This is a genomic window from Aeromonas sp. QDB56 (assembly GCF_027705505.1).
Lineage (GTDB): Bacteria > Pseudomonadota > Gammaproteobacteria > Enterobacterales > Aeromonadaceae > Aeromonas > Aeromonas caviae.
Map to the genome: position 1 here is coordinate 1 of NZ_JAPDBZ010000112.1, position 13,336 is coordinate 13,336.

Here is a 13,336-nt window from a genome sequence, read left to right on the forward strand (position 1 = left end):
GATTGGATCGGACATACTGAGTACAGTGAAACCAGAATAGAGCAATTAGATCACATCTTTAATCTGATTGGTATCACTTGCACCCACCTTTGCGCGCCACACCCGACAAAAAGCCGACCTCGGGGTCGGCTTGTGACGGGGCGTTTGGCCATGCAGGGCCGGGCACTGGCGGGCTAGATCACCACGGCGGTGCCGCTGATGCTGACCATCAGCATGCTGCCGTTCTGGCCCACCACCTCGTAGTCGATGTCGATGCCCACCACGGCGTTGGCCCCCAGCGCCTGGGCACGCTCCTTGAGCTCCTCGAAGGCGATCTCCCGGGCCCGGGCCAGCTCTTTTTCGTAGGCGCCGGAGCGACCGCCGATGATATCGCGGATGCCGGCGAACAGATCCTTGAAGATGTTGGCGCCGAGGATGGCTTCGCCCACGACGATGCCGCGGTACTCGCGAATGGTCTTGCCTTCCAGAGTGGGGGTGGTTGAGAGGATCATGAGGTCTCCTGTGAGTTGGGCTGAGTGCGCGAAGCACCGTTGCCGTCATGGTAGCAAGGCGCTGGCCAAAGCATAAGCCCGGCGTGGCCAGGGGCTTCAAGCACAGCGCCCGCCAGGTTCATCAAGGTGCCATCTATACGGCCTGTGTCGTGCAACTTACCCCCTCAAAGCGACCTTGGGCACCGGTGCTGGGGAGAGGGCTTCCGGGCCACGATGAAAGCGGGGCCTTGATGATGCAGACACGACGGCAGCTGCACCGGCCCTCTACTTCTTCGCCCTCAACTACGGCAGACGTTTCTAGCGTCACCCTGCGTCGGCCATAAAAGGAGAGGCAAGCCTCTCCTTTTTGATGTTCGCAGCGGCAGCCGCCATGCACTCAGTGCAGCTTCATGCTCGGGCGCAGCACCCGGTTGATGCGGCCCACCAGCATGATGAGGCCGGTCTTGATGTAGCCGTGCAGGGCGACCTGGTGCATCCGATACAGGCTGATGTAGACGATGCGCGCGATGTAGCCTTCTACCATCATGGAGCCGCGCATCAGGTTGCCCATCAGGCTGCCCACGGTGGAGAAGCGGCTCAAGGAGACCAGGGAGCCGTGATCGTGGTAACGGTAGGGCTTCATCTCGCCGCCGTTCATCTTGGCCAGGATGTTCTTGAACGCCTGGGTCGCCATCTGGTGGGCGGACTGGGCGCGGGGCGGCACGAACTTGCCGTCTGGCTGCGGGCAAGCGGCGCAGTCGCCGATGACGAAGATGTTCTCGTCCCGGGTAGTCTGCAGGGTCTCGTGGACCACCAGCTGGTTGATGCGGTTGGTTTCCAGGCCCGCGATCTCCTTCATGAAGTCCGGCGCCTTGATGCCCGCGGCCCACACCATGAGGTCTGCTTCAATCAGCTCCCCATCCTTGGTGTGCAGACCATCGCTGGTCGCCTCGGTGATCATGGTGGCGGTGCGCACATCCACGCCCAGTTTCACCAGCTCCTGATGGGCGGAGCCGCTGATGCGCTCCGGCAGGGCCGGCAGAATGCGGGGGCCCGCTTCCACCAGGGTCACCTTGAGGCTGTCGGTGGTGAGGTTCTTGAAGCCGTAGGTGTAGAGCTGCTCCACCGCGTTGTAGAGCTCGGCGGAGAGCTCGACGCCGGTGGCGCCACCGCCGACGATGGCGATCTTCACCTTGTCACCGGGCTGGTATTCGGTGGCGAACTGCAGGAAGCGGTTCATCATGCTGTTGTAGAAGCGGTGCGCCTGGGAGGGGCTGTCCAGGAAGATGCAGTGATCCTTGATGCCCTTGGTGTTGAAGTCGTTGGAGACCGAGCCGATGGCCATCACCAGAATGTCGTAAGCCACTTCCCGCTCGTTGACCACCAGGGCGCCGCTCTCGTCGTGGATGGGGGCCAGCACGATGCGTTTCTCGTCGCGCTTGATGTCGGTCAGGCTGCCGAGCTGGAATTCGAAGCCGTGGTTCTTGGCGTGGGACTGGTAGCTCAGGGCGTCGATGCCCGCATCCATGGAGCCGGTGGCCACTTCGTGCAGCAGGGGTTTCCACAGGTGGGTGCGATTGCGATCCACCAGGGTGATCCTGGCCTTGTTCTTCTTGCCCAGCTTGCGGCCCAGGCTGGTCGCAAGCTCGAGACCACCGGCGCCACCGCCTACAACGACAATATTCATCATGATGATTTTCCTTGGTTCCTCAAAACGAAAGGGAGCCATTGGCTCCCTAAAACGAAATCGGTTGACGTGATGGCTCAGGCTTCTTTGAAGGCCTTCATCCGCTGCAGATGGTGCGAGATGTTCTTGAACTTATGGGTCTCGCGCTCATCCCATACGATGTCGTAATAGTTCTTCAATTCACGTTCAGTGTCCCGATTATCGCGGATTTCATCCTGAACGGAAAGGATGCACAGGCAGTTTCCTGAATTTTTATTACGAAATTCGGTTACACACTTGGTGCCGATGTCCTCGTACTCTTCCGGCCTGTCGATCTTGCCCTGCATGTTCTCTTCCGGGTGCAAGTTAGGGTTGAAGACCACCTGCTTGATGCCGCACAGAAACCCGATCCGCTCGCTCCAGTAGCCACCCAGGCCCACGCCGCAGATGAGGGGGTTGGGATCGGTGCTCATGTCGAGCTGCTTCTTCACTTCCTTGAGCAGATGGCTCATGTCGTGGCGAGGGTGAACCGTGCTGTAGTGCACGAAACGCACATCATCATCGATAAACTGCAACTGCAGCACTTTTTCATGATTGCCGGGGCTGGTGGCATCAAAGCCATGCAGATAGATGATCATGGACAAGACCTCAAAAACTGTGTCGGTTCTATCGAAACTACCCCAGCGACAGGGCCTTGCGCCACCAAAACATCCCACTTTCTTGCTTTGGATCACGCCCCTTCGGGCCACCGAACCGCGCGCCGGGGCCGCTGTGGCAGCGCCATGCCCCGGCGGGACATGGCGCAAACCGGGTCTGGTGAGGTTAACTGCCGCACTGGGCGAAGCGCGCCACCGCCGCTTCCACCAGGGCCAGGCTCCCCTGCCAGAAGGCGGGTTTTCGAATGTCCTGCCCCAAATGCCGTTCGACCAGCTCTTCGGCGCTCATGCGACCTGTGTCTCGCAGCAGGGCGCGGTAGGCTTTCGCCACCCCCTCCTCCCCTGCGGCCTGGCGGCTCATCAGCTGCTGATAGACCCCGAGGCTGAACAGATAGCCAAAGAGGTAGGGGTAGTTGTAAAAACCGAAGCCCGCGATGGAGAAGTGCGCCTTGGCGGCCCAGAACAGGGGGTGATAGCGGTCGAGGCTCTGCTCGTACCAGCGTCCCCAGGCCTCGTCGGTGAGCCCCTTGAGCCGGGCCGACGACACATAGCCCTGCTCGCGCTCGGCCACCAGGGCCCGCTCGAAGTCGAAGCGGGCCGGGATGTTGACCAGGAAGGTGGCGGCGCCGTCGGCGTCCGCCCAGGCGATGGCCAGACGCTCCTCGGCGCTTCGGGCTTGCTCGTAGAGGGCGCTGCGCACCAGGGTCTCGGCGAAGATGGAGGCGGTCTCCGCCAGGGTCATGGGGTAGCTGCGCTGGCTCATGGGCAAGTCGCGGATGAGCCAGTTGTGCCAGGCGTGACCGAGCTCGTGGGCCAGCGTGATGACGTTGTCCATGGTGCCCGCATAGGTGATGAAGACCCGCGGCTCCACCGGCTCGGCAAACTTGGTGCAATAGGCCCCGGTGCGCCGGTTGGGGGTGGGGGCGGCATCAATCCAGCCGCGCTCGGCCATCATGCGGGCAAAGTCCCCCATCTCGGGGTCAAAGCGCGCGAAGGCCTGGGCGATGATGTCGACCGCCTCCTCGAAGGGGATCTCCCGGCGGCTGGCGGCAGGGGGCGGCGCAAAGAGATCCTCCGGCCCCAGCACCTCGAGGCCGAGGTGACCGGCCATCAGCCCCAGGGCCCGCTGGCCCAGATGGCGGGCCTGCCAGGTCTCCACCATCAGGGTATCCAGGGTCGCCCGCTCGATGTGGCTCTGGTGGCAGGAGAGATCCAGGGCATCGAGGCGCCGGTGTTTGCCGCGCTGGCGCGAGAGCTCCAGGCGCCAGCCGTTGAGGGCGTTGAGGATGGCCGCCACCGTCTCCTGCTCCCCTTCCCAGCCCGCACTGATGGCATCGAAGGCCTCTTTGCGCAGGGCCCGATCCGGGCTGGAGAGCAGGTTGCTCGCCTCTGCCAGCCCCATCTCGCGACCCGCGATCACCAGCCTTATCTTGCCCACCAGATCGTTGTAGAGGTTGCCCCAGGCGTGCAGGCCGTCGGTGCCAAGGCCGATGACCAGCTGCTCCGCCTCCACCGGCAGCCGCTGATCCTGCAGGCGGCGCTCGTGGCGCAGCCGGTACTCCTCCTCCCCGAGCAGGGGGTCGGCCATCAGTTGCTCAAACTCGGGCGCAGGCAGCCCCAGCATCAGATCTTCGATGGGGGCAAGCGTCTTGAACAGATCCGCATTGAGGGCACGGGCCCGGGAGGCAACCTGCTTGGCGAGGGGATCCCGGGCGTCCTGGCTCCCCTTGCAGGCGGCCAGCACGGCGATGTTCCAGCCGATGTCGCGAATGCGCCGGGCCCGCAGGCGTACCTCCCTGAGGAAGTCCTGCAAGGCGCCTGGGGTGCGCGGAACCTGGGCCAGTCCCTCGATAAAACCGCTCAGCTCGGCCAGGCTGGCGCGGGCCAGGCTCATGTCCGCCTCGAGGACACAGCTGTCGAGGGAGGGGTAGATGTGATCATTTTGCCACTGCTGTGGATAGACTCGTTGTTGCATCGAACGCTCATCGTCAGGGACGGGCCTGGCCCGTCGTGAAATCCAGGTGGCCAGAGCCACCACCATCGCGGGCAGGCATCACACCAGCCGCTCGAGGCGCACCACCGCCTCTTCCACATAGCGCAGGCTCTCCTGCCAGAACCCGGGTTCGCGGATGTCGACCCCCAGGTGCTTCTCCACCAGCGCCTCGGCGCTCATGCGACCGGTATCTCGCAGCAGGGCGCGATAGGCGGGCACAAACTCGCCCCCGGCCCGCGCATGCTGGGCATAGAGCCCCAGGCTGAAGAGATAGCCAAACAGATAGGGGTAGTTGTAGAACCCGGACTCGGCGATGGAGAAGTGACCCTTGCTGGCCCAGAACAGCTCGTCATACTGGCTGAGGGCGTCACCATAGCACTGCTGCTGCGCCGATTTCATCATCTCCCGCATCTGGCTCGCCCCCACGTAACCCGCCTCTCGCGCCGTCACCAGGGCGCGCTCGAAGGCAAAGCGGGCGGGGATGTCGAGCAGCAGGCTCGCGGCCCGCTCCCCGTCCAGCCAGGCGATGGCCCGGCGCTGCTCCACCTTGTCGGTGGCGGCCAGCAGGGCATCGCGCACCAGGATCTCGGCAAAGAGGGAGGCGGTCTCCGCCAGCGTCTTGGGGTAGCCCCGCTGCTCGAAGGGAAGATCCCGCAGCAACCAGCTGTGCCAGGCGTGGCCGAGCTCATGGGCCAGGGTGATGACGTTGTCCATGGTCCCCTCGAAGGTGAGGAAGACCCTTGGCTCGGGCGGATCGGCATACTCGGTGCAATAGGCGCCGCTTCGCCTGTGCTCGCTCGGGGCCGCATCGATCCACCCCTTGTCGGCCATCATGCGGACAAACGCCCCCATCTCGGGGTCGAAGGCGGCAAAGGCCTCCATCACCAGATTCAGCGCCTGCTCGAAGCCGAACTTGCCGTGCACGGCCTGGGGCGCCGGGGCAAAGAGATCCCAGGGGGCGAAGTCGGTGATCTGCTGGGCACAGGCCATGGCCCGCAAGGCGCGGCGCCCGAGCTCCCTGTGCTCCCCGGCCGCCGCCATCAGGGTCTCCAGGGTCGCGTCCGTGATGTGTTCCTGATGGCAGGTGAGCTCGAGGGCATCCAGCCTGCGCTCCTTGCCGCGCTGGCGGCCGAGCTCGTTGCGCCAGCCGTTGATGGCGTTGAGAATGGCGGCCACCGTCTCCTGCTCCGCCTCCCAGGCGCCCTGGATGGCGTGCCAGGCACTGGCGCGCCGCGCCCTGTCCGGGTGGGCGAGCAGGTTGTCCGCCTGGGCAAGCCCCATGGGCACCCCCTCCACCACCGGCAGCAGCCGCCCCACCAGGTTGTCGTAGAGATCCCCCCACCCCTGCAGGCCGTCCACCGCCAACCCCTCGATGAGCTGCTCGCTCTCGAGCAAAAGCCACTGATCCTGCAGCGCTCTGTCGTGATGGATCTGGTAGGCCAGCTCGAAGAGCTCGGGGTCTTGCAGCAGGGTGCGCACCAGTGACTCGGGGGCGCGAACCCAGAACAGGTCCACCGGCTTGCTGCGCTGGGCCAGGGTCGCCTCCAGCTGCTGGCCCCGGGAAAGCAGTACCCGGGCCTCCTCGTCGCGCCCGTTCTGGCTCAGCCGGTTGTAACCATAGACCTGGCTGTTCCAGGCCAGGCTCTTCACCCCGTTGGCCTCGCGGCGGATGGCCCGCAGCAGGTGGCGCAGGGCATTGGCATCCGCAACGGGATGGGCGGGATCCGGCAGGTCCGACAGGAGGGCGTCAAGCCGGGTAAGGGCGCGGGCAGCCTCCTGGAAGGCGGCCTCGATGGCAGGATCGTCGGGGGCGGCATAGATGTGATCATCTCGCCAAACGGGTGGTTTCATGGTTGTCCTTGTCTGTTTGCGTCCATATCGGGTCACCCCGCCTCTGCGGGCGGGTGAAACCGGATAGTACGAAGGGGGCCAGGCACTTGCCTAGCCCCCATTCGAGGCAACCAGCAGAAGAGCGCCCCCGGGTGCGACGGCCCCTGTCGGCCCTCCCCCGACAAGCGACCTATTTGGCGGGCTGAAGCTTGCTCACCAGGGTCATGGCCACCACCAGCACCAGCCCCGCCACCACGCCGGCCAGGGCGCTCAGCAGGGTGGGCGTCACCACGGCCAGTACCCCGCCGACCCCGGGCAGGGCGGCCACCGTGTCCGCCGTCCCTTCGATGAGATGATGGAGGAAGGGCCAGCCATGGACCAGAATGCCGCCGCCGACCATGAACATGGCGATGGTGCCCACCAGGGCAAGCAGGTGCATCAGACGGGGCGCCGTCACCAGCAGCCCCTGCCCCACCGCCCGGCGCACGGCGCCGCCATCGGGCTTTTGCAACAGGTGCAGACCGATGTCGTCGAGCTTGACGATGAGCCCCACCAGGCCATAGACCCCGACGGTCATCAGCAGGGCGATGCCCGCTACCACGGCGATCTGCAGGCCCAGGCTCGACCCCTGCACGGTACCGAGGGCGATCACGATGATCTCCGCCGAGAGGATGAAATCGGTGCGAATGGCCCCCTTCACCTTCTGGCGCTCATAGGCCGCCAGATCCTCGGGCACCGGCGCCGCCTGATGCGCCTCTTCCTCGTGGGGCAGGAACTTGTGGACCAGCTTCTCCGCCCCCTCGAAACAGAGGTAGGCCCCCCCCAGCATCAGGAGCGGGGTGATGAGCCAGGGGATAAGAGCACTGATGGCGATGGCGGCAGGCACCAGGATGAGCTTGTTGCGAAACGATCCCTTGGCCACCGCCCACACCACCGGCAGCTCACGCTCGGCCCGCACCCCGGAGACCTGCTCTGCATTGAGGGCGAGATCGTCCCCCAGTACCCCGGCCGTCTTCTTCGCCGCCACCTTGGTCATCAGGGCGACATCATCGAGCACGCTGGCAATATCATCGAGCAGGGTCAACAAACTGGCTCCGGCCATATCTGGCATTCCTTCTATTGAGTGGGACACATCCGGGCTGCCCCGGTCAGGGTGATGAGGGGGTCAGGGGATCACGGGCCCATCCGGGGATCACCCTTTGGGGCAAAAGATGGCACAGTGTAACGGGAAGCCGCCACGGCGGCAGCCCCCCATGGCAGATCCCCTGCTCCGTTTTCACCTCACGGCCACCGGCCCAAGGAGTTCCCATGCAACCCTGGCAACCTCTGCTCGATTTCTGGTTTGGCGATGACGCAGACGACGCCCCCCGTGCCGCCCGTCAGGCCCCCCTCTGGTGGGGCAAGAGCAGCGAGACCGATGCCCTGCTGGCCTCACGCTTCGGCGAACTGGCGGCCCGTGCCGCAGCGGGCGAGCTCGCCCGTTGGGAGGACGATCCCGCAGGGCGCCTGGCCCTCATCCTGCTGCTGGACCAGCTGCCGCGAAACCTTCACCGCCACACCCCCGCCGCCTTCGCCCAGGACGACAAGGCCAGGGCGCTGTGCCTCAAGGGGCTCACCCTCGGGGTCGACAAGGGGCTCTCGCCGCTGGCCCGGGTCTTCTTCTATCTGCCCCTCGAGCACGCGGAGTCCAGAGAGCAGCAGGCCAGAAGCGTCGCCCTGTTCGAGGCGCTGGCCGACGAGCAGGCCACAGGCCCGGCCCGGGCCACCTTCGAAGGCTTTGCCGACTTTGCCCGGCGCCACCAGGTGATCGTCGATCGCTTTGGCCGCTTCCCCCACCGCAACGCCATCCTGGGCAGGGCGAGCACGGAGGAAGAGGTCGCCTTCCTGCAACAGCCCGGTTCGGGGTTCTGACATAAAAAAATCCCCGCCATGGGCATGGCGGGGAGAGAACAACCGATCCACACATCACTGGATGCGATAGCGGGAGATCTGCTGGTGGATATTTTCCGTGGTCACGTTCAGCTCCTCTGCGGCGGCGGAGGTCTCCACCGCCGTGCTGCTGGTCTGCTGCACCACCTGGGCTATCTGCTCGACCTGGAGGGCGATGGATTCCGCCGCCGAGGTCTGCTCGCGGATGGCCAGGGTGATCTCGCCGACCTGATCCATGACGCGATGGGAGGCCTGGCGGATCTGGGTGATGATGGCACCGCTTTCCGTCGCCATGGCCACCCCTTGCGCCACCTTCTCCTCCACCAGGACCATTCTGGCCACCGTGGCCTCGGACCCTTGCTGGATAGCCTCCACCGTCCTTGAGATCTCCTGGGTCGACTGGGCCGTCCGCTCCGCCAGCTTGCGCACCTCATCGGCGACCACCGCAAAGCCGCGTCCCTGCTCACCGGCCCGCGCCGCCTCGATGGCGGCGTTGAGCGCCAGCAGGTTGGTCTGCCCCGCCACATCGTTGATGACGTTCACCACCCCACCGATGCGGGAGATCCCCTCCCCCAGCGCCGTCACATCGCGGGAGGCCTGACGAATGGCGTCGGCGATGTCGTTGATGGCGAGCACAGTGCGCTCTATGGTGGCCCCGCCGTCACTGGCGAGCTTGCCGGATTCATTGGTGATGCGGCTGGTCTCCTGGGTGCGCTGGGAGATGTCCGTGATGCTCACGCTCATCTCCTCCACCCCGGCGGCGATAAGGCTGGTGGCGTCATTGGCCTGACTCGCCGACTCCGCCATGTGCTGGGCCGCCTGGGAGAGGGACTCTGCCGTGCTCTTGATCTGCAGGCTGCCCACCGAAAACTCGGTGAAGGTCTGCTGCAAGGTGTCCAGCAGGCGGTTGACCGCCGTCAGCGTCTGGCCGATCTCGTCCTGCTGGCTCACATTGGCCCGCAGGGTGAAGTTCAGGTCGCGCTGGATCTCGGACAGGGTCGCCATGGCCAGACGGAGGGGATTGGCGACCTGCCTGAACAGCCAGAGAAAGAGCACCAGCGTGAGGGCACCCGTGCCCACCGAGATGAACAACAGGGCCTGCATGCTGCTATCGGCATTCTGCTCGCCTCGCAGCTTGACGGCGTCACCTTGCTGGATGTTGAAGTGGACGTGCTTGTCGATGGCCTTGGTAAGCTGCTCATACAAGGGGGCAAGCTCCTTGTCGATCGCCTCTCTGGCCTCTACATTCTTGTTCTCGCGGGACAGGCGCAGGACGTCTTCAGAGGCCTTGCCGTACTGGGCAACCAGGCGCCGATCATCGGCGACGAGCTGCCTGTCCTCCTCATTGGAGATCATCCCGTTTTCATACTGGCTCAGCAGGGCGTCCATCTTGGTGTGAAGGGATGCAATGCTCTGCTCTATCTGACTCATCTTGCCGTCGTCGGTGTTGAGCACGTGCGCCTGGATCAATGAATGCAGGGCGTAGAAGTCTGTCTGTATCTCCTTGATCGTGGAAATGCTGGGAACGGTGTTGTCTGTTACATAGCTGAGATCCGCATTGGCGGAGGAGAGTCTGCTGATGCTGAACCAGCTGAGACACCCCAGGGCCAGCATGACCAGCAGGGCAATGAGTTGAAGCCGACGAGCGATATTCATGAGTGCTTACTCCATCCATAGACTCCCTGCCAGGGTAGCCGATGCGGGCCCCGAAAATAGCGCCTAAAACATGCATTTCATTACACTTTTCAACTTCTGCTCGGCCGCGTCACACCCGCCGCCCCAACCCGGCCTTCGGGACCGCCGCCCCCCTCTGGCAGAATGGAAAAAGGAAGGCATTCGCCTTCCTTTTTTGCCCGGGGCGGCCGCACTGGCCGCCCATGAGCCCCGTGACGGGGCGCTCGGCGGTCACGCCGCCTCGGCCAGCTCCTCCTCTTTTTTCTGGTAGGCCTGGGGGGAGAGCCCCAGCAGCTCCTGCACGGTGGAGGCCACCGTGATGGAGGAGAGCGTCCCCACCAGGATGCCGGCGAACAGGGTGAAGGAGAAGCCGTAGAGGGCGTCGCCGCCGAACAGGAGCAGGGCCCCCACGGTGAAGAGGGTGGTGCCCGAGGTGATCATGGTGCGGCTGAAGGTGGCCTTGATGGCCACGTCCGAGCACTCGTGGATCCCCATGCGGGCACGCGACCCCAGCAAGTCCCGCAACCGGTCCGAAATGACGATGCTGTCGTTGAGGGAGTAGCCTATCACCGCCATCAGGCCCGCGATGACGTTGAGGTCGAACTCGATGTCAAAGAGCGCGAGCAGCCCGATGGCCACCAGACCGTCGTGCAGTACCGACACCAGGATGCCGATGGCCTGGCGCCACTCGAAGCGCACCGCCAGGTAGGCGGAGATGGCGAGCGAGGCCACCAGCACCGCCAGCATCCCCTGCTGGAACAGCTCCGCGCCCACCTGGGGCCCGACGATGGTGGTGCGCAAGAGCTCCACCGGCAGGGCGAGTTGCTGCCCCAGCATGGTCGCCAGATCCTCCGCCGCCCAGGGCAGTGCGTGGGGGGGCAGCTTGATGAGCCACTCGCCGGGCACACCGGCGCCGTGCAGCTCCACCACCCCCGCCAGGGGCGCCGTCAGCAGGGCGTTGAGCTCATGGGCCTCCTTCAGGGTCTGGATGCGAAACTCCAGCAGGATCCCGCCGGTGAAATCGAGCCCGAGGGCGAGCCCTTTTGTCGCAAGGACGGCCACGCAGGCCAGGGTCAGCAGCAAGGAGGCCCACAGCCCGATATAGCGCCAGCGGGTCAGCCCCATGGCCAGGATCATTCTCAGCATTGTTCTTCCCTCGACGTCAGGTGGTTCAGACTTCCCGGCAGGAAGCGGTCGGTGCGCAGGTCATACAGACTCACGGGCGCGGCGTCATGGTGATGAAGTCGGTTCATGGTCATACCCTCAGCAGCTTGGCGCGGCTGTTGCCCCACAGGGGGTTGATGATGGCGCGGGTGCCCCAGATGCCGGTCACCATGCTGGAGATGAGCCCCAGGATCAGGGTGATGGAGAAGCCCTGCAGCGGCCCGGAGCCGATGGCATAGAGCACCACGGCGCAGATGAGGGTGGTGATGTTGGCATCGAAGATGGTGCGAAACGCCGAGCGATAACCAAAGTCGATGGCGTTGGCCAAAGACCCCCCTTCCCGCAGCCGGTCCTTGATCCGCTCAAAAATCAGCACATGGGTATCCACCGCCATGCCGACGGTGAGCACCAGACCGGCGATCCCCGGCAGGGTCAGCACGGCCCCCGGCAATACCGCCAGCATCCCCACCTGCATCAGCAGGTTGGCGACCAGCGCCGTGATGGCGACCCAGCCGAACTTGCGATACCAGGCCATCATGAACAGCATCATGCCCGCCATGCCGAACGCCAGGGCGGTGAAGCCCGCCTCGATGTTCTGCAGACCCAGGGTCGGGCCTATGCTGCGCTCTTCCAGGATCTTCAGCGGCGCGGTGAGGGCCCCGGCCCGCAGCAGCATGGCGAGCTCCTGGGCCTCGGGCAGGCTGCCGATCCCGGTGATGCGGAACTGGTTGCCAAGGGCGGTCTGGATGGTGGCGACGTTGATCACCTCGCTTCGGGCGCGCAGCTTGCCTTCGGTGTTGGTCTTGTACTCGGTGAAGACGGTGGCCATGGGCTTGCCCACGTGCTGGCGGCTGAACTGGTTCATCTTGCTCCCCCCCAGGGTGTCGAGCACGATGTTGACCTGGGGCTGCCCCATCTCCCCCATGTTGGCGCGGGCATCGACGATGTGCTCGCCGCTCAGCACCGGCTGGCGGGCCAGCCCCACCGCCTGGCCGCTGCGATCCGCCATGAAGAAGCGGCTGTCGGCCTTGGCTTCATAGAAGGCCAGGGACGCGGTGGCGCCGATCACCTCTTTCGCCTGCTTGGGGTTGTGCACCCCCGGCAACTCGATGCGGATGCCGTCCTGCCCCTGACGCACCACCGAGGCCTCGACGATGCCGAGCTCGTTGATCCGCTTTTTCAGGATCGACAGGTTCTGGGTCACGGCGTTGTTCACCAGCAGGGTGCGCTCGGCGTCGCTCAGCACCAGGGTCAGTGCATTGCCGGAACGGCTCAGTGTCCACTGATCCTGGCGGGTACCGGCACTCTCCTTGATGATGGAGAGCCAGGCCTCCTGCCCCGCCACGTCGGGCAGGGTGACGGCCACGCTCCCCTGGGCGGTGCGCATCACGCTGGCCCCCCGCAGGTTGGCCTCGCGAAAACGGGTGCGCAGGGTATCCACCAGGTTCTTGGTCTGGTTGTCGATGACGAAATCCACGTCCACCCCGATCAGCAGCTGAGAGCCACCGCGCAGGTCCAGCCCGAGCTTGATGGGGTCGGCGCCGAGCCGGCTGATCCAGGCCGGGGCGTTGGAGTAGAACTCCAGGGTCAGGGCGGCGCTGTCCAGCCCCTGCTGCTCCAGCAACTGCTTGGCCAGTTGCTGCTCCCCCTGGCTGGCGAACACCAGCGCCATCCGGTCGCCCTGGGCGATCTGCTTGAGGGGGTCGATGTGGTTCTCGGCCAGCAGGGTGCGCTGCGCGTCGCTCAGGCGCGACTGGCCGTGCAGACCGAGGGAGGGCTGCTCACCGAAGAAGGTGGGCAGGGAATAGAACGCGAACGTGACCAGCATCAGCAGCAACAGGGCGTACTGCCACAGGCTCATGCGGTTCAACACGGTATGATACCAATCAGATTAAAGATGTGATCTAATTGCTCTATTCTGGTTTCACTGTACTCAGTATGTCCGATCCAATCG

Annotated in this window: 10 protein-coding genes; 1 reads left to right on the forward strand and 9 read right to left on the reverse strand. The window is 64.8% G+C overall.

The features are described 5' to 3' along the window. Positions 1–173 precede the first annotated feature (173 nt). The 6 genes from OKB81_RS15415 to OKB81_RS15440 all read right to left on the reverse strand — a co-directional run bounded on the left by OKB81_RS15415 (position 174) and on the right by OKB81_RS15440 (position 7,717). Positions 174–491: a heavy metal-binding domain-containing protein gene (locus tag OKB81_RS15415; protein WP_010674360.1), complete on the reverse strand. Its 318-nt coding sequence runs from the start codon at positions 489–491 to the stop codon at positions 174–176. Positions 492–867: 376 nt separating this feature from the next. Continuing rightward, complete coding sequence (locus OKB81_RS15420; RefSeq protein WP_160837669.1) at positions 868–2,160, reverse strand: NAD(P)/FAD-dependent oxidoreductase; 1,293 nt, start codon at positions 2,158–2,160, stop codon at positions 868–870. Between the two features lie 74 nt (positions 2,161–2,234). Continuing rightward, on the reverse strand, positions 2,235–2,774 hold the full coding sequence (ycfP, locus tag OKB81_RS15425) for an alpha/beta hydrolase YcfP (protein ID WP_103261859.1): 540 nt from the start codon (positions 2,772–2,774) through the stop codon (positions 2,235–2,237). A gap of 184 nt (positions 2,775–2,958) precedes the next feature. Beyond that, positions 2,959–4,767: a M3 family oligoendopeptidase gene (locus OKB81_RS15430; RefSeq protein ID WP_160837671.1), complete on the reverse strand. Its 1,809-nt coding sequence runs from the start codon at positions 4,765–4,767 to the stop codon at positions 2,959–2,961. Between the two features lie 78 nt (positions 4,768–4,845). Beyond that, complete coding sequence (locus tag OKB81_RS15435) at positions 4,846–6,636, reverse strand: M3 family oligoendopeptidase (RefSeq protein ID WP_160837673.1); 1,791 nt, start codon at positions 6,634–6,636, stop codon at positions 4,846–4,848. A gap of 169 nt (positions 6,637–6,805) precedes the next feature. Beyond that, on the reverse strand, positions 6,806–7,717 hold the full coding sequence (locus OKB81_RS15440; protein WP_041212856.1) for a DUF808 domain-containing protein: 912 nt from the start codon (positions 7,715–7,717) through the stop codon (positions 6,806–6,808). A 206-nt stretch (positions 7,718–7,923) separates the two neighbouring features. Here OKB81_RS15440 and OKB81_RS15445 point away from each other — a divergent pair, with 206 nt between their 5' ends. Then, complete coding sequence (locus tag OKB81_RS15445; RefSeq protein ID WP_160839379.1) at positions 7,924–8,526, forward strand: DUF924 family protein; 603 nt, start codon at positions 7,924–7,926, stop codon at positions 8,524–8,526. 54 nt (positions 8,527–8,580) lie between these two features. On the opposite strand, the gene OKB81_RS15450 is transcribed toward OKB81_RS15445, so the two are convergent. From OKB81_RS15450 to secD, 3 genes are all read right to left on the reverse strand, one after another. Then, positions 8,581–10,200 carry a methyl-accepting chemotaxis protein gene (locus OKB81_RS15450; protein ID WP_160839377.1) on the reverse strand — a complete coding sequence of 540 codons (1,620 nt, stop codon included), beginning with the start codon at positions 10,198–10,200 and terminating at the stop codon, positions 8,581–8,583. Between the two features lie 249 nt (positions 10,201–10,449). Further along, on the reverse strand, positions 10,450–11,364 hold the full coding sequence (gene secF, locus OKB81_RS15455; protein WP_202395274.1) for a protein translocase subunit SecF: 915 nt from the start codon (positions 11,362–11,364) through the stop codon (positions 10,450–10,452). Between the two features lie 109 nt (positions 11,365–11,473). Then, on the reverse strand, positions 11,474–13,255 hold the full coding sequence (gene secD / locus OKB81_RS15460) for a protein translocase subunit SecD (protein WP_270665395.1): 1,782 nt from the start codon (positions 13,253–13,255) through the stop codon (positions 11,474–11,476). Positions 13,256–13,336: the final 81 nt, after the last annotated feature.

Coding starts and splice junctions, on each gene's coding strand:
- OKB81_RS15415 (WP_010674360.1), bottom strand. CDS start 491: ATGATCCTCTCAACCACCCCCACTCTGGAAGGCAAGACCATTCGCGAG.
- OKB81_RS15420 (WP_160837669.1), bottom strand. CDS start 2,160: ATGATGAATATTGTCGTTGTAGGCGGTGGCGCCGGTGGTCTCGAGCTT.
- ycfP (WP_103261859.1), bottom strand. CDS start 2,774: ATGATCATCTATCTGCATGGCTTTGATGCCACCAGCCCCGGCAATCAT.
- OKB81_RS15430 (WP_160837671.1), bottom strand. CDS start 4,767: ATGCAACAACGAGTCTATCCACAGCAGTGGCAAAATGATCACATCTAC.
- OKB81_RS15435 (WP_160837673.1), bottom strand. CDS start 6,636: ATGAAACCACCCGTTTGGCGAGATGATCACATCTATGCCGCCCCCGAC.
- OKB81_RS15440 (WP_041212856.1), bottom strand. CDS start 7,717: ATGGCCGGAGCCAGTTTGTTGACCCTGCTCGATGATATTGCCAGCGTG.
- OKB81_RS15445 (WP_160839379.1), top strand. CDS start 7,924: ATGCAACCCTGGCAACCTCTGCTCGATTTCTGGTTTGGCGATGACGCA.
- OKB81_RS15450 (WP_160839377.1), bottom strand. CDS start 10,200: ATGAATATCGCTCGTCGGCTTCAACTCATTGCCCTGCTGGTCATGCTG.
- secF (WP_202395274.1), bottom strand. CDS start 11,364: ATGCTGAGAATGATCCTGGCCATGGGGCTGACCCGCTGGCGCTATATC.